The organism is Cupriavidus sp. MEYA8 (genome assembly GCF_059278825.1).
Genome location: NZ_CM181221.1, coordinates 3,515,570 through 3,537,752, shown reverse-complemented (window position 1 = coordinate 3,537,752; position 22,183 = coordinate 3,515,570). Strand labels below are relative to the sequence as shown.

Below are 22,183 nucleotides of genomic sequence, written 5' to 3'. Positions count from 1 at the left end.
ACACACCATGACAGACGACGCCACGCAGCGTCGTCGCCTCGAAGCCGGTCTCGCCGAGATCGGGCTGGTATTGGCACCGGTACAGATTGACAAGCTGTTCGACTACCTCGCGCTGCTGCGCAAATGGAACGGCGTCTATAACCTGACCGCGATCCGCCACCCCGATGAGATGCTTACGCATCACATGCTGGATTCGCTCGCGGCAGTGCCCGCGCTGGCCGCTGCCGCGCGTTCTGCAGAGATAGGTACGCCTGCGCGGGGCAGGGTGCTGGACGTCGGCTCGGGCGGCGGCATGCCCGGGCTGCCATTGGCGATTGCGTGTCCCGACGTGTCGGTGCTGATGGTCGACATCGTGCAGAAGAAGACCGCATTCCTGACGCAATGCCGCGCCCAACTCGGCCTGGTCAACGCCGCGGCGCACTGGGGCCCGGTGGAAAAACTGGACGATGCGGACGGCTTTGCCGTGATCACGTCACGTGCCTTTGCTGAACTGACCGACTTCGTGAACCTGTCGGGCCAGTTGCTCGCGCCGCACGGCAAGCTGATCGCCATGAAGGGTGTTTATCCACAGGCGGAGCTCGACCGGATGGAAGCCGCGGGACTGATGGCCAACTGGCAAGTCGACGAAGTACCGCGCCTCACTGTGCCGGGACTGGATGCCGAGCGCCACCTGGTGGTGCTGTCGCGGCGCGCAGGCGCGCACGCATGACCTACGCCGCGGCGCTGCAAGCAGTGCCGCGAACTGCCGGCCATGAGGCTGGCCGGATGAATTGAAGCAGGAGCCTCAGGAACATATGGCCAAGGTATTCGTGATTGCAAACCAGAAGGGCGGGGTGGGCAAGACCACCACGACGGTGAACCTCGCCGCCGGCCTGGCCGCGCAGGACCAGCGCGTGCTGCTGGTCGACCTGGATCCGCAGGGCAATGCCTCGATGGGTTCGGGCATCGACAAGCAGGCGCTGGAACACAGCGTGTACCAGGTGCTGGTTGGCCTGGCCAGCGTCCCGCAAGCGCGCCAGAAATCCGAGACCGGCAGGTACGACGTGCTGCCGGCCAACCGCGAGCTGGCCGGTGCCGAAGTCGAACTGGTCGAGCTCGATCACCGCGAGCGCCGGCTCAAGCAAGCCATCGACGCAGTCGACGACGAGTACGACTTCGTGCTAATTGACTGCCCGCCGTCGCTGTCGCTGCTGACGCTGAACGGGCTGTGCGCGGCGCATGGCGTGATCGTGCCGATGCAGTGCGAATACTTCGCGCTCGAAGGGCTGTCCGACCTCGTCAACACCATCAAGCAGGTGCACGCCAACCTGAACCGCGAGCTCAAGGTGATCGGCCTGCTGCGCGTGATGTTCGACCCGCGCGTCACGCTGCAGCAGCAGGTGTCGGCACAGCTCGAATCGCACTTCGGTGACAAGGTGTTCAAGACCCTGATCCCGCGCAACGTGCGCCTGGCCGAGGCACCGTCCTATGGCATGCCGGGCGTGGCATTCGATCCGTCATCCAAGGGCGCCAAGGCGTACCTGGACTTTGGCGCCGAGATGATCGCGCGCGTCAGGCAGCTGGGCTGAAGCTCGAGGAGGCATCGACCATGAGTACCGCAAAGACGCCGGCAAAGAAGAAGGGCCTGGGCCGGGGCCTGGAAGCATTGCTGGGCGGTCCCGCCGAGATCGTCGAGACAGCGAAGCAGGAGGGCGCGCCCAGCGTGTTGCACGTGGACCAGTTACAGCCCGGCAAGTACCAGCCGCGTACACGCATGGATGAAGGCGCGCTGCAGGAGCTCGCCGCCAGCATCCGCGCGCAGGGCCTGATGCAGCCGATCCTGGTGCGGCGCGTGGCCGAGCCGGATCGCTACGAGATCATTGCGGGCGAACGCCGTTACCGCGCGTCGAAGCTCGCGGGCCTGGACCAGGTGCCGGTGCTGGTCAAGGACGTGGCCGACGAAGCCGCGGCCGCGATGGCGCTGATCGAGAATATCCAGCGTGAAGACCTGAACCCGCTGGAAGAAGCGCAGGGCATCATGCGCCTGATCCGCGAATTCAAGTTTACGCACGAGCAGGCCGCCGAGTCGGTGGGCCGCTCCCGCAGCGCCGTGTCCAACCTGCTGCGCCTGCTGAACCTGGCGGCGCCGGTGCAGACCATGCTGATGGCGGGCGATCTTGACATGGGTCACGCGCGCGCGCTGCTTGCTGTCGACGGCGCCAATCAGATCACGCTGGCGAACCAGATCGTCAACAAGCGGCTGTCGGTGCGCGAGACTGAAAAGCTGGTGGCGTCCACGCTCAAGCCGTTCGACCTGAGGTCGCTCAAGCAGAAGGGCGTGAACAATATCCGCGACGTGGCGCGGCTGGAGGAAGAGCTGTCGGATGCGCTGGGGCTCTCGGTGCAGATCAAGGTGGGTGCGCGCGGCAAGGGCCAGCTCACCATCCACTTCAGCGACAACGATGCGCTCGATGGGGTGCTCGCGCGGCTGCGCGAATCGCGCGAAGGGCAGCAGGCAGCCTGAAATAGCGGGCGATAACCGGCCATTGCGAGGGTAACTGTTGCATCGAAGCAGCAGTGGCCGGTGCGATTATCGGTATACGTGAGGCGTACCCGCTAATCCACCATCATGCGCAGGGTCCGCTGCGCAATCCAATTACGTCAAACATCATTGCGGCGCAATTTTTGTGAAGCCATCATGCAATCGTGATGGCAACCGTTGTGCGCAACGCACTGCAAGCTAACTGTAAGCAGATTGACGCGAATCAGTAGTTCCCCTTAAAATCGTGCGGTTTGAATTCTGGTCGGGCCGATAAGTTCCGGCCTGAATGAGGCAGGCAGGTAGTGGTTCGAGACCGTCAGCAGCGCAGCGCCGGTTCCCGTCAGGAAGATGACTGGGACGACTGGAAAGAAGGCGCAGAACGTGAAGATGAAGCTGTCGATCCGCTGTCGCACGCCGATGCGGTGAAGCTGTTTGGCGAACGCGCGCTGCGTCCTTCGCGCATGACCCCGGGCAAGGTTGTCCTGGCGCAGGTGATCGTTTCCCTGCTGTCAGCATTTTGCTGGGCGTTGTTCGGGAAAGAGGCGGGGCCGTACGGCTGGTCAGCGTTGTTCGGCGGCATGGTGTGCTTCGTGCCCAGCGGATTCTTCGCATTCCGGCTGTGGGTGGCGCGGGATCGCGCATCGGTCGGCGGGCTGGTCCTGGGTGAGGCGATCAAGGTGTTCGCCACCGTGGCCATGCTGGTGCTGGTGGTGGTGCTGTACCGGGATCTGCGTTGGGTACCAATGCTGGTCACGTTCCTGCTGGCGCTCAAGACTTACTGGGTGGTGGCCCTCGCGATGCGCTAGGCCGCTGCACAAGACAGGTGCTTCATCCGGAGGTGGGGCACCGAAACGGAATATCAAGATGTTTCCGTGGCGGTTTCACCGTGGTTTCACAGCGGTGACACCGGACACGGTCAAGGTTGGAAACCCGCTTGCATCGCGGTGACCGGCGAATCCGCCGAAGGCAATGCAAGACGCGTACCGGGTGCCGCACAGGAGTAGCGGCGCGCGGCCCGAAGATTTCGCAATATACCGTTCGATTCGACAATGGCAGAAGCTACCCAAAGCGCGGAACACGTGCTGACACCCTCCGGCTATATCGCCGAACACTTGCAGAACTTGAACTCGGTCGGCGGCAAGCAAGCGTCGGTGGTCGATTTCTCCGTGATCAACTATGACACGGTGTTCTGGTCGGTCCTGTGCGGCGCCATCGCCGTGCTGTTCCTGTATGCCGCCGCGCGCCGCGTCACCTCGGGCGTGCCGGGCCGCTTCCAGGCCTTCGTCGAGATGATCGTCGAGATGGTCGACGACCAGGCCAAGGGCATCATCCACGGCGACCGTTCGTGGATTGCTCCGCTGGCACTGATGGTGTTCTGCTGGATCACCATGATGAACGCGATCGACTTGATCCCGGTGGACTGGGTCACCGGCCTGAATCATGTCCTGGGCATCTTCCACATCCACCTGCCCCACCACCGCGCGGTGGCCACGGCCGACCTGAACGGCACGCTGGGCATGTCCTGCGCCGTGCTGGTGCTGATGATCTACTACAGCTTCAAGATCAAGGGCGCGGGCGGCTTCATGCACGAACTGTTCTCGGCCCCGTTCGGCGCCAAGTGGTACCTGGCCCCGTTCAACCTGATCCTGAACATCATCGAATTCCTGGCCAAGGCCGTTTCGCTCGGCATGCGGTTGTTCGGCAACATGTACGCCGGCGAACTCGTGTTCCTGCTGATCGCGCTGCTGGGTTCCATCTGGACGTTTGGTGCCGACCTGTCGGCGCTGGGTTTCGTCGGCCACGTCCTTGCCGGCGCTGTCTGGGCGATCTTCCACATCCTGATCGTGCTGCTCCAGGCCTTCATTTTCATGATGCTGACGCTGGTGTACATCGGCCAGGCTCACGATCACCACTGATCGCCGCAGGTTTCAAGTTTTAGGTTTTTGGTTTTTTGATTTTTTGGTTCTAAGTCTCTCTAAATTAAAGGAGTCGTCATGCAAGAATTTCTCGCCAACATCCAGGGTCTGACCGCTATCGGTATCGGCATCATCATCGGCCTGGGCGCTATCGGCGCCTGCCTGGGTATCGCCCTGATGGGTGGCAAGTACATCGAAGCCTGCGCACGTCAGCCCGAGCTGATGAACCCGCTGCAAACCAAGATGTTCCTGCTGGCCGGCCTGATCGACGCGGCATTCCTGATCGGCGTGGGTGTTGCAATGCTGTTCGCCTTCGCGAACCCGCTGCTGGCTGTCATCAAGTAATTCTTTTCGGTCTGCATGATGCTGACGGGCGGCGCGGGCCACCAGCCCAGCCGCCTTTTGTGCATTTATCTGTAGTTTGATTACCGAAAGGAACACACCATGAATCTGAACGCAACGTTTTTTGCGCAGATGGTCGTGTTCTTCATCCTGTGGTGGGTTGTTGCCAAATTCATTTGGCCGCCGCTGGTGAAGGCGCTCGACGAACGCGCAACGAAGATCGCCGATGGCCTCGCCGCTGCCGAGAAGGGCAAGGCCGAGCTTGAACTCGCCAACAAGCGTGTGGACCAGGCCATGGCCGAAGCCCGCACCGAAGGCGCCCAACGCGTCGCTGACGCCGAGAAGCGCGCCCAGCTGACGGCCGAAGAGATCAAGCAGAACGCCCAGGCAGAAGCCGCACGCATCATTGCCCAGGCCAAGGCCGACGCCGAACAGCAGGTTACCCGCGCGCGCGAAGAACTGCGCGACCAGGTCGCCGTGCTGGCCGTCAAGGGTGCCGAGCAGATCCTCAAGCGTGAAGTGAACGCGCAGGTCCACAGCGACCTGCTCAATCAACTCAAGGCTGAGCTCTAATCATGGCTGAAACCGCAACCATTGCCCGTCCCTACGCTGAGGCGCTGTTCCGCGTCGCCAGTGAATCGAGCGCAGGCAACCTGGGTGCATGGTCCGAGCTGGTGTCGGAAATGGGGCTAGTTGCCGCCAATGCCGACATGAAGGCGGTCGCCGACGATCCGAACGTTCCCGGCGACAAGCTGGCCGAACTGTTCCTGTCGGTGCTGAAGTCCCCGGTCAGCGACGAGGCACGCCGCTTCGTCAAGCTGCTGGTGGAGAACGGCCGCCTGACGGTGATGCCTGACATCGCCGAACAGTTCCATGCGCTCAAGAACGCCCGTGAAGGGTCGTCGGATGTCGAGATCACCAGTGCTTTTCCGCTGGAAGATGGTCAGCTGAACGACCTGGTCGCCGCACTCGAACGCAAGTTCGGCCGCAAGCTGTACGCGCAGGTGGCGGTGGACCCGTCCCTGATCGGCGGCGTCAGCGTCAAGGTTGGCGACGAAGTGCTCGACACCTCCGTGCGTGCGCGCCTGGCAGCCATGCAAACCGCGCTGACCGCCGCCTGAGCGGCAGTCCGACGGATTGAAGAATTAGGAGCATTGTGATGCAACTGAACCCCTCAGAAATCAGCGAGCTGATCAAGACCCGCATCTCGGGTCTTGGCGCCGAAGCTGAAGTGCGCAACACCGGCACGGTGATTTCCGTGACCGACGGTATCTGCCGCGTGCATGGCCTGTCCGGCGTGATGCAGGGCGAGATGCTGGAATTCCCCGGCAACACCTTCGGCCTCGCGCTGAACCTCGAGCGCGACTCGGTCGGCGCCGTGGTGCTGGGCGACTACGAACACATTTCCGAAGGCGACACGGTCAAGTGCACCGGCCGCATTCTGGAAGTGCCCGTTGGCAAGGAACTGCTGGGCCGCGTGGTGAACACGCTGGGCCAGCCGATCGACGGCAAGGGCCCGATCAACGCGAAGCAAACCGACGTGATCGAAAAGGTCGCGCCGGGCGTGATCGCGCGTCAGTCGGTGAGCCAGCCGGTGCAGACCGGCCTGAAGTCGATCGACTCGATGGTGCCGATCGGCCGTGGCCAGCGCGAGCTGATCATTGGTGACCGCCAGACCGGCAAGACCGCCGTTGCCGTGGACGCGATCATCAACCAGAAGGGCAAGGGCATGTACTGCGTGTACGTCGCCATTGGCCAGAAGGCTTCGACCATTGCCAACGTGGTGCGCAAGCTGGAAGAGCACGGCGCGATGGAATACACCGTCGTCGTGGCTGCTGCCGCTTCGGACTCGGCCGCCATGCAGTACCTGGCTGCCTACGCCGGCTGCACGATGGGCGAATACTTCCGCGACCGCGGTGAAGACGCGCTGATCGTTTATGACGACCTGACCAAGCAAGCCTGGGCCTACCGCCAGGTGTCGCTGCTGCTGCGCCGCCCGCCGGGCCGCGAAGCCTACCCGGGCGACGTGTTCTACCTGCACTCGCGTCTGCTGGAGCGTGCTGCCCGCGTGAACGAAGACTACGTCGAGAAGTTCACCGACGGCGCCGTCAAGGGCAAGACCGGTTCGCTGACCGCGCTGCCGATCATCGAAACGCAGGCTGGCGACGTGTCCGCGTTCGTGCCGACCAACGTGATCTCGATCACGGACGGCCAGATCTTCCTGGAAACCGACCTGTTCAACGCCGGTATCCGTCCCGCCATCAACGCCGGTATCTCGGTGTCGCGCGTGGGTGGTGCAGCACAGACCAAGGTGGTGAAGGGCCTGTCCGGCGGTATCCGTACCGACCTGGCCCAGTACCGTGAACTGGCTGCGTTCGCGCAGTTTGCTTCGGACCTGGACGATGCGACCCGCAAGCAGCTCGAGCGCGGCCGCCGCGTGACCGAACTGCTGAAGCAGGCGCAATACCAGCCGCAGCAAGTGTGGCAGCTGGCCGCTTCGCTGTTCGCCGCCAACAACGGCTTCCTCGACAATGTGGAAGTGAAGGACATCCTGCCGTTCGAGAAGGGCCTGCACGACCATCTGAAGACCAAGTACGCTGACCTCGTCAACCGCATCGAAGAGACCAAGCAGCTCTCGAAGGAAGATGAACCCGCCCTGCGTGCCGCCGTCGAGGATTTCAAGAAGTCCGCCGCGTTCTAACCACCGCGTGATTCCACGACATCCCTGCCGCGCCTGAGTAGTCAGGCGCGGCAGGGACTCGGACGGAGAGGAAGATATGGCCGGAACGAAAGAAATTCGAACCAAGATCAAGAGCGTGCAAAACACGCGCAAGATCACCAAGGCGATGGAAATGGTCGCCGCATCCAAGATGCGCAAGGCGCAGGAACGGATGCGCAATGCCCGCCCCTATGCCGAGAAAGTGCGCAACATCGCGGCGCACCTGGCTTCTGCCAACCCCGAGTTCAAGCACCCGTTCATGCAAGAGCGCGAAGTGAAGCGCGTCGGCATGATCGTGGTCACGACCGACAAGGGGCTGTGCGGCGGCCTGAACACGAACGTGCTGCGTGCGGTGACCAACGAGCTGAAGAGCCTGCAGGGTCGAGGCGTGGATGTGCAAGCCACTGCCATCGGCAGCAAGGGCATGCAATTCCTGAGCCGCATCGGCGCCAAGGTGGCCTCGAATGTGGTGCAGCTCGGCGACACCCCGCACCTGGAAAAGCTGATCGGCGCGATCAAGGTCCAGCTCGACGCATTCACCAACGGTGAAGTCGACGCGGTGTACCTGGCGTACACCAAGTTCATCAACACGATGAAGCAGGAACCGATGGTTGAGCAGCTTTTGCCGCTCGCCGCCGACAAGCTGTCGCAGACGGAAGAAGAGAAGCGCGCCTACTCGTGGGACTACATCTACGAGCCTGACGCGCAGACCGTGGTGGAAGAGCTATTGGTCCGCTACGTCGAGGCGCTGGTGTACCAGGCCGTGGCCGAGAACATGGCGTCCGAGCAGTCGGCGCGCATGGTGGCCATGAAGGCAGCATCCGACAACGCGAAGAACGTGATCGGCGAACTGCAGCTGGACTACAACAAGACCCGGCAGGCAGCGATCACCAAGGAACTGTCGGAGATCGTCAGCGGCGCGGCAGCGGTCTGAGGCGTCAAGAATTCAAGCTATCGGAGATACGAAATGAGTATCGGAAATATTGTGCAGTGCATCGGCGCCGTGGTGGACATCGAGTTCCCGCGCGACGCGATGCCGAAGGTGTACGACGCGCTGGTGCTGGAAGACAGCGGCGAAACGTCGTTCGCCGAAAAGGGCCTGACGTTCGAAGTCCAGCAGCAGCTGGGCGATGGCGTGGTGCGTACCATTGCCCTCGGTTCGTCGGACGGCCTGCGCCGCGGCATGCCGGTGAAGAACACCGAAGCGCCGATCTCGGTGCCGGTGGGTCAGGGTACCCTGGGCCGCATCATGGACGTGCTGGGTCGCCCCATTGACGAAGCTGGCCCGATCGCTTCGGACGAGCGCCGCGCGATTCACCAGAAGGCACCGAAGTTCGACGAACTGTCGCCTTCGACCGACCTGCTCGAAACCGGCATCAAGGTGATCGACCTGATCTGCCCGTTCGCAAAGGGCGGCAAGGTGGGCCTGTTCGGTGGTGCTGGCGTGGGCAAGACCGTCAACATGATGGAGCTCATCAACAACATCGCCAAGCAGCACAGCGGTCTGTCGGTGTTCGCCGGCGTGGGCGAGCGTACCCGTGAAGGGAACGACTTCTACCACGAAATGAAGGAATCCAACGTGCTCGACAAGGTGGCCATGGTGTTCGGCCAGATGAACGAGCCGCCGGGCAACCGTCTGCGCGTGGCACTTTCGGGCCTGACCATGGCCGAGAAGTTCCGCGACGAGGGCCGCGACATCCTGTTCTTCGTCGACAACATCTACCGCTACACGCTGGCCGGTACCGAAGTGTCGGCACTGCTGGGCCGTATGCCTTCCGCCGTGGGCTACCAGCCGACGCTGGCTGAAGAAATGGGCAAGCTGCAGGAGCGCATCACCTCGACCAAGACTGGCTCGATCACCTCGATCCAGGCCGTGTACGTGCCCGCGGATGACTTGACCGACCCGTCGCCGGCAACCACCTTCCTGCACCTGGACTCGACCCTGGTGCTGTCGCGTGACATCGCCGCTCTCGGTATCTACCCCGCCGTGGATCCGCTCGACTCGACCTCGCGCCAGATGGACCCGCAGGTTGTGGGCCAGGAGCACTACAGCGTCGCGCGCGCCGTGCAGCAGACCCTGCAGCGCTACAAGGAACTGCGCGACATCATCGCGATTCTGGGCATGGACGAACTGTCGCCGGAAGACAAGATGGCCGTGAACCGCGCGCGCAAGATCCAGCGTTTCCTGTCGCAGCCGTTCCACGTGGCCGAAGTGTTCACGGGTTCGCCGGGCAAGTACGTGCCGCTGAAGGAAACCATCCGTGGTTTCAAGATGCTGGTGGACGGCGAGTGCGATCACCTGCCCGAGCAGGCGTTCTACATGGTCGGCTCGATCGACGAAGCCTTCGAGAAGGCCAAGAAGCTCCAGTAAGCCTTGTTTCGATGCCCCCGCGCCTGCGGGGGCGGCGGGGCATCGCGCCAAGCGGTGCAGCCGCCAGAAGCGAAGCGATTGGAGAAAGGATCAGATATGGCAACCATTCTTGTAGACGTCGTCAGCGCGGAAGCGTCGATCTTCTCCGGCCAGGCGAAGTTCGTGGCGCTGCCGGGCGAGTCGGGTGAGCTGGGCATCCTGCCGGGCCACACGCCGCTGATCACGCGCATCCAGCCGGGTGCGGTGCGCATCGAGAAGGAAGACGGCAGCGAAGAGTTCGTGTTCGTTGCCGGCGGCATTCTCGAAGTGCAGCCCAAGCACGTCACCGTGCTGGCCGACACCGCTATCCGCGGTGGCGACCTGGACGAAGCCAAGGCCCAGGAAGCCAAGCGCGCGGCCGAAGAGCTGATGCAGAACCGGAGCAGCGACCTCGACCTGGCACGTGCCCAGAGCGAGCTCGCCGTGGCGGCTGCGCAGCTGGCTGCCATTGCCCGCCTGCGTCGTAAGAAGTAACTGCTTCGGTAGTACTGTCGCGTTGTTGTTTTTTCGATGCGACATTTAAAAAAGGCAGCCGCGAGGCTGCCTTTTTTGTGGGCACAGCGATATGCTTTCGTCCTGCCTGGACAAAAAAAAGCGCGCGGGCCGGGGAGGCTCCGCGCGGACGGGAAAATCCCTTCGAGGGGTCAATTCGAAGGAACGGGTTCGGTCCAGGTGACAATCAAGGCGCATCGGATACCTGGTATCCGCAACAGGCTGCAAAGGCCACGCGCTAAAACGGTCTTCCTGGTGTTCCGGTCCAGCGGCAATTTTGCTGGATCGGAAAATCGGGTTGCTGCAAGAAACGCTACAAAAAGGCTTTCTTCACCACGCCCCTTTAGGTCTGCACAGCAATCTTTGCTGGGGCGCCGCACCCCGGACAGCGGGTGTGTCAATGCATTGTGGGGGAAACTCCCCGGCATGGCAGTAACAAAATGTATCGTTTTGCAAGAAGTTGAAAGCCGCTGGCACCAATATCCGCCGTGCGCGCCACTTTTGTGCAAGTTACGACCACGTTTGCCGTTGTAACGTGCCGATAGCGTATCATTCCCGGCTTGTTTTTCGTGTTCGCTCTCGCACCATGTCCATGTGGCGATTCGCGGTTACGATTTGATACGTCCCCAGCGCTGGCCCGCCTCGGGCCGACGGAAGCCGGACAGTTATCCCCGGTTATCCTGCAGTTGTTCAGCCGTTATCCCAAGACTTATCCCGCAGTTATTCACAGTTTCACAGCCGGAGCCGCAATGCACCCAGAGATGCAGCCAGCGATACATGCCATGCTGGCGATGAAGACCGTGGCCGTGGTCGGCCTGTCGGACCGGCTGGAGCGCCCCAGCAATGAGGTGGCGGAATTCCTGCAGGGTCACGGCTTCCGTATCGTGCCGGTGAATCCACGCCACGCCGGCGAGCGCATCCTTGGCGAAACCTGTCACGCCAGTCTGCAGCAGGCCGCCGAGGCGATGGCCGCCAGCGGCGTGCGCATCGAGTGGGTCGACATCTTCCGCCGTGCCGAGGATACCCCCGCGGTGGTCGATGACGCCATCGCCATCGGCGCGCGCGGGGTCTGGCTGCAGCTTGGCATCGTCAACGATGAAGCCGTGCGCCGCGCCACCGCCGCGGGACTGCTGGCGGTCCAGGACTGCTGCAGCAAGATCGAATTGACGCGCGCACTGGCGCCGCGCTAGGTTGCCCAAGTTGCGCTCAGCCGCGCCGGCACTGGCCCGTTTTCGTTTTTACAAGCCCTCGCAACCATGGCCATCGATCCCGAACTGACCGCCTACTATCGCCGCCTGGCCGAGCGCTATGCCGGCGCGCCCGTGCCTGCCGACGCCGCCGCGCGCCGTACCCGCTTCGCCGAGATCGCCGCGGCTTCGCAGCTGCCGGACCCCGAGGGCATCGCCGTGCGGGACCTGCAGATCCCGCTGGCGGGCCGCACCCTTGACGCGCGCCTGTTCCAGCCGCAAAGCGAGGCCCGGCCGCGGCTGATCGTGTACTTCCATGGGGGCGGCTGGGTCATCGGCTCGCTCCAGACCCACCATACCGTGGCGGCATTGCTCGCCGCGGATACCGGTTGCACGGTGGTCAGCGTCGACTACCGGCTGGCGCCCGAGCATCCATTCCCCGCGCCTTGCGAAGACGCCATGGAAGCGGTGGCGTGGCTGGCGGGCCAGCGCGAGGCGCTGGGCCTGGCACCAGCCTTCCTGGCGCTGGCCGGCGACAGCGCGGGTGGCCATCTGGCGGCGCAGGCCGCACAGCAGCTTAACGGCGGCAACGCGGTGCGGGTCGACGCCCAACTGCTGATCTACCCCGTCGCGGCGCCGGTACTGGCCACGGAAAGCTATCGGGCCTTTGCCGACGGTCCCGGCCTGACGCGCGACGAAATGGCATGGTTCTGGACCCAGTTCATCGGCGCCGGGGCTCTTGCGGAAGGAGCGGCGCATGCCGACCCGCGCGTGCACCTGATGGCCGCAGCGCCGGTTCGGCCGCCCGCGACGGTGATCGTGGTCGCGGCCCACGACGTGTTGCGCGACGATGGTCTGGCCTACGCCGACTTCCTGGTGCGCCACGACGCCGCGGTGATCACCATCGAGGCCAGTGGCATGGTCCATGGCTTCGCGCGGCTGCAGCCGGAAGCCCAGCGTGCGCGCGAATGGATGCGGCGTGCCGCCGATGCCTTCCGCGACCTGCTCGACGACGCCTGAGCGTGGCCGCAGCGCATCGGGCCCATACCCTGAAGCGCCGGCACGCCTCGCCCATCCCTTAGAATGGCGGTCTTACGAGGATGACCATGACCGCACTGCAGAACGATACCTTCCTGCGCGCGCTGCGCCGCCAGCCCACCGAATACACGCCGCTGTGGCTGATGCGCCAGGCAGGCCGCTACCTGCCCGAGTACAACGCCACGCGCGCGCGCGCCGGCAGCTTCCTCGGGCTGGCCAAGAACCCGGCCTACGCCACCGAGGTGACCCTGCAGCCGTTGGACCGCTATCCGCTGGACGCGGCCATCCTGTTCTCCGACATCCTGACCGTGCCCGATGCCATGGGCCTCGGCCTCTCATTCGCCCAGGGCGAAGGCCCGCGCTTCGCGCATCCGCTGCGCTCCGAAGCCGACGTGCAGAAGCTGGCCGTACCCGACATGTCCTCGTTGCAATACGTGTTCGACGCGGTCAGCGAGATCCGCCGCGCGCTGGTGCAGGACGGCCGCCAGCGCGTGCCGCTGATCGGCTTCTCGGGCAGCCCGTGGACGCTGGCGTGCTACATGGTCGAAGGCGGCGGCTCGGACGACTTCCGCACGGTCAAGGCGATGATGTATGGCCGCCCGGACCTGATGCACCGCATCCTCGAAATCAACGCGCAGGCCGTCTCTGCATACCTGAACGCCCAGATCGAGGCGGGCGCGCAGGCAGTGATGATCTTCGACACCTGGGGCGGCGCGCTCGCCGACGGCATGTACCAGGCGTTCTCGCTGGCCTATATGCGCCGCGTGCTTGCCGGACTGAAGCGCGAGCACGCCGGCGAGCAGGTGCCGGCGATCGTCTTTACCAAGGGCGGCGGACTGTGGCTGGAAGCGCTGGCCGATACCGGTGCCGACGCGATCGGGCTGGACTGGACCGTCAACCTGGCCGAGGCGCGCCGCCGTACCGGCGGGCGCGTGGCCCTGCAGGGCAATATCGACCCCACCGTGCTGTTCGCGCCCGAAGCGGCGATCCGCGAGCAGGTGCGTGGCGTGCTGGACAGCTACGCCGCGGGCGGCGGCAGCGATGGCCACGTGTTCAACCTCGGCCACGGCATCTCGCAGTTCACGCCGCCCGAGCATGTCACCGTGCTGGTCGACGAAGTGCATGCCTACAGCCGCAAGCTGCGCGCCGCGCAGAAGTGACCCGCGTGATATACGCCGCGGCCGTTGGGCTCGCGGCGCCCCGCGCTGCAGCGAAACGCGCCGGCGCGTACCCGGTGATGCGGGAGCCGCGCCGTTACGCCTGTCAAGTTAACTTTTTCGCCAGCATTCGCCAAAAAGGTGCTCGGAGTTGATTCTCGGGGCTTGACTTATGCACACCGATAGGTTTGCCGCAGTGCAAGAGAGGGTAATGCCTTAACCTATCCGGGGGATGTTTGCAAGGTCTTGATTTTTAAGGCTTTGGAAGATTTGCAAAGCGTGGGCCGATGCCAGTGGATCCCTTGATTTCCGGGCCTTCCGGGCGCTCCCGAGCGACTTTTCAACAAAGTTATCCACAGGGGCGATGGAATTAGTGGAAAACCAGTCATCTATCATCGACTTAGGGCCACATTTGAAGTTTTACTTTAAGTTGATGTTGCGCCGCACACAAAAACGCCTGCGGCCGCCGTGCTGCCGCCCAAAGCACAGCGATCGTGCGACTGGCGTGCACCAGGTCGGGTCCGATGGCGGACGATAGCGGCGCCAACGCCATATTGCGGGGCGACCCGGCCATCGCCCTGCCGATCGTCCGTGTCGCGCTGGATACACCCGCCGACGATTGCTTCGACTACCTGGCGACGCCCGAGGTCGCGACCGGCGACCTCGTCGTGGTGCCATTTGGCCGTCGCAGCCTGGTTGGCGTAGCCGTGGAGCGCGCTGCCACCTCCGATGTGCCGCCCGACCGGCTGCGCCCGGTGGCGCAGCGCCTGGACTGGATGCCGCCGTTGCCGACCGACTGGATCGCGCTGGCCGCGTTTGCGGCGCGATATTACCAGCGCCGCCTGGGCGAGGTCATGCTCCCTGCGCTGCCGCCGGCGTTGCGTGAAGCCGACAGTTGGCCGGGCCTGGCACAGCGTGCCCGCACCGACGAATATCGCCTGCTGCCCGGGCATGTGGATAACTTGCTGGCCGCCGTGCCGCCGCGCGCCCGCAGCGTGCGGGCGCTGGCTCAGGCGCTCGCCGAACGCGCGGCCGTCGGCACGCCAATGGCGCTGGCCGATGCGCGCGCGCTGTGCGCGGCGGCACCGGCCCGGCTGGCCGAATGGCAGGCCGCCGGCTGGGTCGAAGCCGATCGCACCGCGCGGCTGCTGCTGCCGACCGCGCCGATGCAGGCGCCGTCCGCGGCCCCTGCCTTGCATGACGAGCAGCGCGCCGCGGTACAGGCGATCGCCGAAGCGCAGGGTTTCTCCCCGTTCCTGCTGCACGGCGTTACCGGCAGCGGCAAGACCGAGGTCTACCTGCACGCCATGCAGGCCGTGCTGGAGCGCGACCCGCACTCCCAGGTGCTGATGCTGGTTCCAGAGATCAACCTGACACCGCAGTTGCAGATGCGCATCGCCGCGCGTTTCCCGCACCTGCCGCTGGCGGTGCTGCACAGCGGCCTGGCCGACCAGGAGCGCAGCCTGCAGTGGCTGGCCGCGCATCGCGGCGAGGCCCGGATCGTGCTGGGCACGCGTATGGCCGTGATGGCGTCGCTGCCGGCACTGGCACTGATCGTGGTCGATGAGGAGCACGATACCTCCTACAAGCAGCAGGAAGGGCTGCGCTACTCGGCTCGCGACCTGGCGGTGTGGCGGGCCAAGCAGCGCGGCATCGCCGTCGTGCTGGGTTCGGCCACGCCGTCGATGGAAACCTGGTGGCGGGCGGGGCAGGGCACTTACCGCAAGCTGGTGCTGCGCGAGCGCGCCCAGGCGGATGCCGCGTTGCCAACCGTGCGGCTGGTCGACCTGAACCATGAGCGGCAGCGCCAGCGCGCGCTGTTCGAAGGCCTGTCGGTGCCGCTGCTGGAAGCGATCGACGCCCGCCTGGCGCGCGGCGAGCAGAGCCTGCTGTTCCTGAATCGCCGCGGCTACGCGCCGGTGATTGCCTGCGACAGCTGCGGCTGGTTGTCGGGCTGCCCGCGCTGCTCGGCGTACCTGGTGCTGCACCGGCCCGAGCGGCGCCTGCGCTGCCACCACTGCGGGCTGGAGGCCCCGGTGCCGCACCACTGCCCGGATTGCGGCAATGTCGATATCGCGCCGCTCGGCCGCGGCACCCAGCGCATCGAGGAAGCGCTGGCGGCACGCTTCCCGCAGGCGCGCATCGCCCGCATCGACGCCGACTCGACCCGGCGCAAGGGCAGCGCGCAGGCGATGTTCGATGAAGTCCACGCCGGCGAAGTCGACATCCTGGTGGGCACCCAGATGGTCGCGAAGGGCCATGACTTCCAGCGCGTGACGCTGGTCGGCATCGTGCACCCGGACGCCGCCATGTTCAGCCACGATTTCCGCGCCGCCGAGTACCTGTTCGCGTCGCTGATGCAGGTGGCGGGGCGCGCCGGGCGCGCCGGGCTGCCGGGCGAGGTGCTGATCCAGACCCGCTACCCGGATACCCCGGCATTGCAGGCGCTGACGCGCCATGACTATGATGGATTCGCGGCCAGCCAGTTGCGAGAGCGGCGCCAGGCCGGGTTGCCCCCGTTCTGCTTCCAGGTGCTGGTCACCGCGGAGCACGGCGAGCTGGAGCGGGCGCTGCAGTTCCTGCAGGCAGCGCGGCGGCACGCCGATTCGTGCCGGTTGGCGGCCGAGGTGCAACTGCACGACCCGGTGCCCATGTCGATGGTGCGCATCGCCAACCGCGAGCGCGCCCAGATGCTGGTCGAGGCGACATCAAGGCCGGCGCTGCAACGGTTCATGGCTGAGTGGGTACAGACTTTCGCAGAGGTAGGAACGGAGGTGAAAGGGGTGCGCTGGCAGCTGGAAATCGACCCGCTCCGGATATGAAGCGACAGCGGCGGGCTGCGCAGGTGCAACCCATTTTTCAGGGTTAACGCTAGGGTTGCACAAGGTTGCACCTTGAGGTTTTTCGGGAGTAAGATCGCGCCAGCTCACAGGCTGCGGCCGGTCGTGCGTCCATGCCTGCGGCATCGGCGCGGCGGTACCGGCGGCGCCCCAGTTTTCGGAGAACTGCCCGCATGGCCACCACCACTCTCGGCGTCAAGCTCGACGACGCCTCGCGCGATCGCCTCAAGCGTGTCGCCCAATCCATCGACCGCACGCCGCACTGGCTGATCAAGCAGGCCATCTTCACTTACCTGGAGCAGGTCGAGCGCGGGCACCTGCCGCACGAGACCAGCGCCGCCGGCTCGGCCGACTCCGATGGTTCCGACGCCCCCGACCTGGTCGCCGCCGACGGCGCGCCGCAGCCGTTCCTGGAATTCGCGCAGAGCATCCAGCCCCAGTCGGTGCTGCGTGCCGCCATCACCTCAGCCTACCGTCGTCCCGAGACCGACTGCGTGCCGGTGCTGCTGGAGCAGGCACGCCTGCCGCAGCAGCAGGCCGAGGCAGCCATCAAGATGGCCAAGAAGCTGGCCACCGCGCTGCGCGAACAGAAGGTTGGAACTGGCCGCGAAGGCTTGGTGCAGGGCCTGATCCAGGAATTCTCGCTGTCGTCGCAGGAGGGCGTGGCGCTGATGTGCCTGGCCGAGGCGCTGCTGCGCATTCCCGACAAGGCCACCCGCGATGCGCTGATCCGCGACAAGATCAGCGGCGCCAACTGGCAGTCGCACCTGGGCCAGAGCCCGTCGCTGTTCGTCAACGCCGCCACATGGGGCCTGCTGCTGACCGGCAAGCTGGTCGCCACGCATACCGAATCGGGCCTGACCAAGGCGCTCACGCGCATCATCGGCAAGGGCGGCGAGCCGCTGATCCGCAAGGGCGTGGACATGGCGATGCGCCTGATGGGCGAGCAGTTCGTCACCGGCGAGACCATTTCCGAGGCGCTCGCCAACGCGCGCAAGTACGAGGCGCAGGGGTTCCGCTACTCCTACGACATGCTAGGGGAAGCGGCCATGACCGAGGACGATGCCGCGCGCTACCTGGCTTCGTACGAGCAGGCCATCCATGCCATCGGCCAGGCTTCGCGCGGTCGTGGCATCTATGAAGGCCCGGGCATCTCGATCAAGCTGTCGGCGCTGCATCCGCGCTACAGCCGCGCCCAGCACGAGCGCGTGATCGGCGAGCTGTACGAGCGCCTGAAGTCGCTGACGCTGCTGGCCCGCCAGTACGACATCGGCATCAATATCGATGCCGAGGAAGCCGACCGGCTGGAGATCTCGCTCGACCTGCTCGAACGCCTGTGCTTCGAGCCCGAGCTGGCCGGCTGGAACGGCATCGGCTTCGTGGTGCAGGGCTACCAGAAGCGCTGCCCGTTCGTGATCGACTACCTGATCGACCTGGCCCGCCGCAGCCGCCACCGCCTGATGATCCGCCTGGTCAAGGGCGCCTACTGGGACAGCGAGATCAAGCGCGGCCAGGTGGAAGGACTGGAGGGCTACCCGGTCTACACGCGCAAGGTCTACACCGATGTGTCGTATGTCGCCTGCGCGCGCAAGCTGCTGTCGGTGCCGGACGCGATCTATCCACAGTTCGCGACGCACAACGCGCACACGCTGTCGGCCATCTACCAGATCGCCGGCCACAGCTACTACCCCGGCCAGTACGAGTTCCAGTGCCTGCACGGCATGGGCGAGCCGCTGTACGACCAGGTGGTCGGCCCGACCGCCGACGGCAAGTTCAACCGCCCGTGCCGCATCTACGCGCCGGTCGGCACGCATGAGACGCTGCTGGCCTACCTGGTGCGCCGCCTGCTGGAGAACGGCGCCAACACCTCGTTCGTAAACCGCATCGCCGACGACACCATCTCGCTGGACGAGCTGGTGGCCGATCCGGTTGCCGTGGTCGAGGCCATGCACCGTGACGAAGGCACGCTGGGCCTGCCGCATCCGCGCATCCCGTCGCCGCGCACGCTGTACGGCAAGAGCCGTCCCAACTCGGCCGGCATCGACCTGGCCAACGAACACCGGCTGGCGTCGCTGTCGTCGGCGCTGCTGGCCGGCACCAGTGAGCGCCAGGTTGCCGAGCCGATGCTGGGCGCGGAGGTGCCGCGCGCGGCCGACGCCATCACCACGCCCGTGCTGAACCCCGCCGACCACCGCGACGTGGTCGGCCAGGTCACCGAAGCCAGCCAGGCCGACGTCGACGCCGCGCTGCAGGCAGCCGTCAATGCCGCGCCGATCTGGCAGGCGACGCCGCCGGACGTGCGCGCCGCCGCGCTGGAGCGCGCCGCCGACCTGATGGAAGCGCAGATGCAGTCGCTGATGGGCATCATCATGCGCGAGGCGGGCAAGACCTTCTCCAACGCCATCGCCGAAGTGCGCGAGGCGGTGGACTTCCTGCGCTACTACGCCGCCGAGATCCGCCGCGGCTTCGACAACGAGACCCACCGCCCGCTGGGCCCGGTGGTGTGCATCAGCCCGTGGAACTTTCCGCTGGCGATCTTCACCGGCCAGGTCGCCGCGGCGCTGGCCGCAGGCAACCCGGTGCTGGCCAAGCCCGCCGAGCAGACCCCGCTGATCGCCGCCGCCGCGGTGAAGCTGCTGCGCGAAGCCGGCGTGCCGGCCGGCGCGGTGCAGCTGCTGCCGGGCCGCGGCGAGACCGTCGGCGCCGCGCTGGTGGGCGATGCCCGCGTCAAGGGCGTGATGTTCACCGGCTCGACCGAGGTCGCGCGCATCCTGCAACGCAATGTCGCCGGCCGTCTCGACGCCGCCGGCCGCCCGATCCCGCTGATCGCCGAGACCGGCGGCCAGAACGCGATGATCGTCGACTCCTCGGCGCTGGCCGAGCAGGTGGTCGGAGACGTGGTCAACTCGGCCTTCGACTCGGCCGGCCAGCGCTGCTCGGCGCTGCGCGTGCTGTGCCTGCAGGAGGACGTGGCCGACCGCGTGCTGGAAATGCTCAAGGGCGCGATGCAGGAACTGACCATGGCCAACCCGGATCGCCTGTCGACCGACGTCGGCCCGGTGATCGACGAAGAGGCGCGCGCCAACATCGTGCGCCATATCGACGCCATGCGTGCCAAGGGCCGCCGCGTCCACCAGGCCGATCCCAATGCCGCGCAGGGCGCCAGCTGCCGCAACGGCACCTTCGTGCCGCCGACGCTGATCGAGCTGGACAGTATCGAGGAACTGAAGCGCGAGGTGTTCGGCCCGGTGCTGCACGTGGTGCGCTTCCCGCGCGCGGCGCTCGACACCATGGTCAGCCAGATCAACGGCACCAACTACGGCCTGACGCTGGGCATCCATACCCGCATCGACGAGACCATCTCGTTTATCGTCAGCCGCGCCCATGTGGGCAACCTGTACGTGAACCGCAATATCGTCGGTGCCGTGGTCGGCGTGCAGCCGTTCGGCGGCGAGGCGCTGTCGGGCACCGGTCCCAAGGCGGGCGGCCCGCTGTACCTGCACCGGCTGCTGTCCGTGTGTCCGCAGGACGCGGTGGCACGCAGCGTACGCGCGGCCGACGTGACCAACCACGCCGAGGCGGTCGGCCCGGACGATGAAGCCGTGCGCGCCGCCGAAGCCTTCCGCAACTGGGCCGGCACCGAGCTGCCCGCGGTCGCCGACGCCTGCGCGCGATTTGCCGAGGCATCGCCGTCGGGCCTGGCAGTGACCCTGGCCGGCCCCACCGGCGAGCGCAACACCTACACGCTGCTGCCGCGCGAACACGTGCTGTGCCTGGCCGCGCAGGAGGCCGACCTGGCGCTGCAACTGGGCGCCGTGCTGACCGTCGGCGCGCGCGCCGTATGGCCGGAAACCCCCGTTGCGCGGGGGCTGTTTGCGCGCCTGCCTAAGGGCGTACAATCGCGCGTCCGCATGGTGGCTGACTGGACTGCCGCGGACATCGCCATCGATGCGGTGCTGCACCACGGCGACTCCGACCAGCTGCGCACGGTGTGCGAGCAGGTGGCGGCGCGCCCGGGGCCGATCATCGGCGTGCAGGGGCTGGCGCAGGGCGAGCCGACCGTCGCGCTCGATCGCCTGCTGATCGAGCGCTCGCTGTCGGTCAACACCGCTGCCGCGGGCGGCAATGCAAGTTTGATGACGATCGGCTGAGGCATTCTCGGACGACGCGTCTTGTCGAAGCGCGCACCGGTGGCGGCGATCCTGCCCCGGCGCGCATACCAAGGAGGGCGCGGCACTGCCAGGCCGCGCCTAGAAAAATACGCCGCCCAGGGCGCCATACCGGCACCACGCGGCACAGAGTGGCACCAATTGGGACCCAAGGAGATCTGATGAGCTCGACATTCCACAAGACGGCACTGACCGTTGCCCTGACCCTGGCCGGCCTGACCGGCGCCTCCGCCGCCTTCGCGCAGGCGCAGGAAATCAAGCTGGGCTACGCCGGCCCGATGACCGGCGGCCAGGCCCAGTATGGCAAGGACATGCAGAACGGCATCGTCCTCGCGATCGAGGACATGAACGCCACCAAGCCCAAGATCGGCGGCAAGGAAGTCAAGTTCGTGCTGGTCTCCGAAGACGACCAGGCCGACCCCAAGACCGGCTCGGTGGTCGCGCAGAAGCTGGTCGATGGCGGCATCCAGGGCATGCTCGGCCATTTCAACTCGGGCACCACCATTCCGGCGTCGATGGTCTACAACCGCGCCGGCATTCCGCAGATCGCCATGGCGACCGCGCCGGAATACACCAAGCAGGGATTCAAGACCACCTTCCGCATGATGACCTCCGACACCCAGCAGGGTTCGGTGATCGGCGCCTACGTGGTGAAGAAGCTGGGCGCGAAGAACATCGCCATCGTCGATGACCGCACCGCCTACGGCCAGGGCCTGGCCGACGAGTTCGAGAAGGCCGCCAAGGCCGCCGGCGGCAAGATCGTGCGCCGCGAGTTCACCAACGACAAGGCGGTGGACTTCAAGGCCGTGCTGACCAACATCAAGCGCAGCAACCCGGACATCATCTTCTACGGCGGCGCCGAGACCCAGTCCGCGCCGATGGCCAAGCAGGTCAAGGAACTGGGCATCAAGGCCCCGCTGGTGTCGGGCGAGATGTCCAAGACCGACAACTTCCTGAAGCTGGCCGGTCCTGCCGCCGAAGGCACCGTGGTGTCGCTGGCCGGCCTGCCGCTGGACCAGATGCCGGGCGGCGCCGCCTACGAGAAGAAGTACGAGAAGCGCTTCGGCTCCAAGGTGCAGACCTACTCGCCGTACTCGTATGACGGCGCCACCGCGATGATGACCGCGATGGTCAAGGCTGGTTCGGCCGATCCGGCGCGCTACCTGCCGGTGCTGGCCGCGACCAGCATGCAGGGCGTGACCACCAAGACGCTGGCCTATGACGGCCGCGGCGACCTGAAGGACGGCGGCATCACCGTCTACAAGGTGGTGGGAGGCAAGTGGACCGTGCTGGAAACGGTCGGCGGCAAGTAAGCAATCAGTGCCCGCCAGGCAGGACGCCACCCTCGGGTGGCGTTTTGTTTATGTGCAATGGCTTAAAGAAAGCGGCCGC

At 65.6% G+C, this 22,183-nt stretch carries 18 protein-coding genes; all 18 read left to right on the top strand.

The window, feature by feature from the left end:
* Positions 1–7: 7 nt before the first annotated feature.
* The 18 genes from rsmG to AC5WJ1_RS16510 all read left to right on the top strand — a co-directional run bounded on the left by rsmG (position 8) and on the right by AC5WJ1_RS16510 (position 22,104).
* Positions 8–709: a 16S rRNA (guanine(527)-N(7))-methyltransferase RsmG gene (gene rsmG / locus AC5WJ1_RS16595; protein WP_195427205.1), complete on the top strand. Its 702-nt coding sequence runs from the start codon at positions 8–10 to the stop codon at positions 707–709.
* An 85-nt stretch (positions 710–794) separates the two neighbouring features.
* Positions 795–1,568, top strand: coding sequence for a ParA family protein (locus AC5WJ1_RS16590; protein ID WP_133097855.1), 774 nt, complete (start codon positions 795–797; stop codon positions 1,566–1,568).
* A gap of 20 nt (positions 1,569–1,588) precedes the next feature.
* Entirely contained in the window at positions 1,589–2,503 is a 915-nt protein-coding gene (locus AC5WJ1_RS16585) for a ParB/RepB/Spo0J family partition protein (RefSeq protein ID WP_133097854.1), read from the top strand.
* 320 nt (positions 2,504–2,823) lie between these two features.
* Positions 2,824–3,327: an ATP synthase subunit I gene (locus tag AC5WJ1_RS16580; RefSeq protein WP_133097853.1), complete on the top strand. Its 504-nt coding sequence runs from the start codon at positions 2,824–2,826 to the stop codon at positions 3,325–3,327.
* A gap of 243 nt (positions 3,328–3,570) precedes the next feature.
* Positions 3,571–4,437: a F0F1 ATP synthase subunit A gene (gene atpB, locus AC5WJ1_RS16575; RefSeq protein WP_135706141.1), complete on the top strand. Its 867-nt coding sequence runs from the start codon at positions 3,571–3,573 to the stop codon at positions 4,435–4,437.
* 78 nt (positions 4,438–4,515) lie between these two features.
* Positions 4,516–4,782, top strand: a complete 267-nt coding sequence (gene atpE / locus AC5WJ1_RS16570) for a F0F1 ATP synthase subunit C (protein ID WP_010811268.1) — start codon at positions 4,516–4,518, stop codon at positions 4,780–4,782.
* 99 nt (positions 4,783–4,881) lie between these two features.
* Positions 4,882–5,352, top strand: a complete 471-nt coding sequence (locus AC5WJ1_RS16565; protein WP_133097852.1) for a F0F1 ATP synthase subunit B — start codon at positions 4,882–4,884, stop codon at positions 5,350–5,352.
* 2 nt (positions 5,353–5,354) lie between these two features.
* A complete protein-coding gene (locus AC5WJ1_RS16560; protein WP_133097851.1) occupies positions 5,355–5,900 on the top strand; it encodes a F0F1 ATP synthase subunit delta in 546 nt (181 codons plus the stop codon).
* A gap of 38 nt (positions 5,901–5,938) precedes the next feature.
* Positions 5,939–7,480, top strand: a complete 1,542-nt coding sequence (gene atpA / locus AC5WJ1_RS16555; RefSeq protein WP_133097850.1) for a F0F1 ATP synthase subunit alpha — start codon at positions 5,939–5,941, stop codon at positions 7,478–7,480.
* 76 nt (positions 7,481–7,556) lie between these two features.
* A complete protein-coding gene (gene atpG, locus AC5WJ1_RS16550; RefSeq protein ID WP_133097849.1) occupies positions 7,557–8,432 on the top strand; it encodes a F0F1 ATP synthase subunit gamma in 876 nt (291 codons plus the stop codon).
* Between the two features lie 33 nt (positions 8,433–8,465).
* Positions 8,466–9,869 carry a F0F1 ATP synthase subunit beta gene (gene atpD / locus AC5WJ1_RS16545; RefSeq protein WP_135706140.1) on the top strand — a complete coding sequence of 468 codons (1,404 nt, stop codon included), beginning with the start codon at positions 8,466–8,468 and terminating at the stop codon, positions 9,867–9,869.
* Positions 9,870–9,965: 96 nt separating this feature from the next.
* The gene (locus tag AC5WJ1_RS16540) at positions 9,966–10,382 is read left to right on the top strand and encodes a F0F1 ATP synthase subunit epsilon (RefSeq protein WP_135706139.1); all 417 of its coding nucleotides are present in this window, start codon (positions 9,966–9,968) and stop codon (positions 10,380–10,382) included.
* A gap of 767 nt (positions 10,383–11,149) precedes the next feature.
* Complete coding sequence (locus AC5WJ1_RS16535; protein WP_135706138.1) at positions 11,150–11,590, top strand: CoA-binding protein; 441 nt, start codon at positions 11,150–11,152, stop codon at positions 11,588–11,590.
* A gap of 66 nt (positions 11,591–11,656) precedes the next feature.
* Positions 11,657–12,607, top strand: coding sequence for an alpha/beta hydrolase (locus tag AC5WJ1_RS16530; RefSeq protein ID WP_494476221.1), 951 nt, complete (start codon positions 11,657–11,659; stop codon positions 12,605–12,607).
* 80 nt (positions 12,608–12,687) lie between these two features.
* Positions 12,688–13,785 carry a uroporphyrinogen decarboxylase gene (gene hemE / locus AC5WJ1_RS16525; protein ID WP_494476220.1) on the top strand — a complete coding sequence of 366 codons (1,098 nt, stop codon included), beginning with the start codon at positions 12,688–12,690 and terminating at the stop codon, positions 13,783–13,785.
* 521 nt (positions 13,786–14,306) lie between these two features.
* Positions 14,307–16,604, top strand: coding sequence for a primosomal protein N' (locus AC5WJ1_RS16520; protein WP_494476219.1), 2,298 nt, complete (start codon positions 14,307–14,309; stop codon positions 16,602–16,604).
* 191 nt (positions 16,605–16,795) lie between these two features.
* The gene (putA, locus tag AC5WJ1_RS16515; protein ID WP_133097843.1) at positions 16,796–20,773 is read left to right on the top strand and encodes a trifunctional transcriptional regulator/proline dehydrogenase/L-glutamate gamma-semialdehyde dehydrogenase; all 3,978 of its coding nucleotides are present in this window, start codon (positions 16,796–16,798) and stop codon (positions 20,771–20,773) included.
* A gap of 179 nt (positions 20,774–20,952) precedes the next feature.
* A complete protein-coding gene (locus tag AC5WJ1_RS16510; protein WP_133097842.1) occupies positions 20,953–22,104 on the top strand; it encodes a branched-chain amino acid ABC transporter substrate-binding protein in 1,152 nt (383 codons plus the stop codon).
* Positions 22,105–22,183: the final 79 nt, after the last annotated feature.

Excerpts from the sequence above, each read along its gene's own strand:
- AC5WJ1_RS16565 (WP_133097852.1), top strand. The coding sequence starts at position 4,882 with ATGAATCTGAACGCAACGTTTTTTGCGCAGATGGTCGTGTTCTTCATC.
- AC5WJ1_RS16520 (WP_494476219.1), top strand. The coding sequence starts at position 14,307 with ATGGCGGACGATAGCGGCGCCAACGCCATATTGCGGGGCGACCCGGCC.
- AC5WJ1_RS16510 (WP_133097842.1), top strand. The coding sequence starts at position 20,953 with ATGAGCTCGACATTCCACAAGACGGCACTGACCGTTGCCCTGACCCTG.
- AC5WJ1_RS16585 (WP_133097854.1), top strand. The coding sequence starts at position 1,589 with ATGAGTACCGCAAAGACGCCGGCAAAGAAGAAGGGCCTGGGCCGGGGC.
- AC5WJ1_RS16540 (WP_135706139.1), top strand. The coding sequence starts at position 9,966 with ATGGCAACCATTCTTGTAGACGTCGTCAGCGCGGAAGCGTCGATCTTC.
- atpB (WP_135706141.1), top strand. The coding sequence starts at position 3,571 with ATGGCAGAAGCTACCCAAAGCGCGGAACACGTGCTGACACCCTCCGGC.
- AC5WJ1_RS16535 (WP_135706138.1), top strand. The coding sequence starts at position 11,150 with ATGCACCCAGAGATGCAGCCAGCGATACATGCCATGCTGGCGATGAAG.
- AC5WJ1_RS16560 (WP_133097851.1), top strand. The coding sequence starts at position 5,355 with ATGGCTGAAACCGCAACCATTGCCCGTCCCTACGCTGAGGCGCTGTTC.
- AC5WJ1_RS16530 (WP_494476221.1), top strand. The coding sequence starts at position 11,657 with ATGGCCATCGATCCCGAACTGACCGCCTACTATCGCCGCCTGGCCGAG.
- AC5WJ1_RS16590 (WP_133097855.1), top strand. The coding sequence starts at position 795 with ATGGCCAAGGTATTCGTGATTGCAAACCAGAAGGGCGGGGTGGGCAAG.
- putA (WP_133097843.1), top strand. The coding sequence starts at position 16,796 with ATGGCCACCACCACTCTCGGCGTCAAGCTCGACGACGCCTCGCGCGAT.
- atpE (WP_010811268.1), top strand. The coding sequence starts at position 4,516 with ATGCAAGAATTTCTCGCCAACATCCAGGGTCTGACCGCTATCGGTATC.
- atpG (WP_133097849.1), top strand. The coding sequence starts at position 7,557 with ATGGCCGGAACGAAAGAAATTCGAACCAAGATCAAGAGCGTGCAAAAC.
- atpD (WP_135706140.1), top strand. The coding sequence starts at position 8,466 with ATGAGTATCGGAAATATTGTGCAGTGCATCGGCGCCGTGGTGGACATC.
- rsmG (WP_195427205.1), top strand. The coding sequence starts at position 8 with ATGACAGACGACGCCACGCAGCGTCGTCGCCTCGAAGCCGGTCTCGCC.
- hemE (WP_494476220.1), top strand. The coding sequence starts at position 12,688 with ATGACCATGACCGCACTGCAGAACGATACCTTCCTGCGCGCGCTGCGC.
- atpA (WP_133097850.1), top strand. The coding sequence starts at position 5,939 with ATGCAACTGAACCCCTCAGAAATCAGCGAGCTGATCAAGACCCGCATC.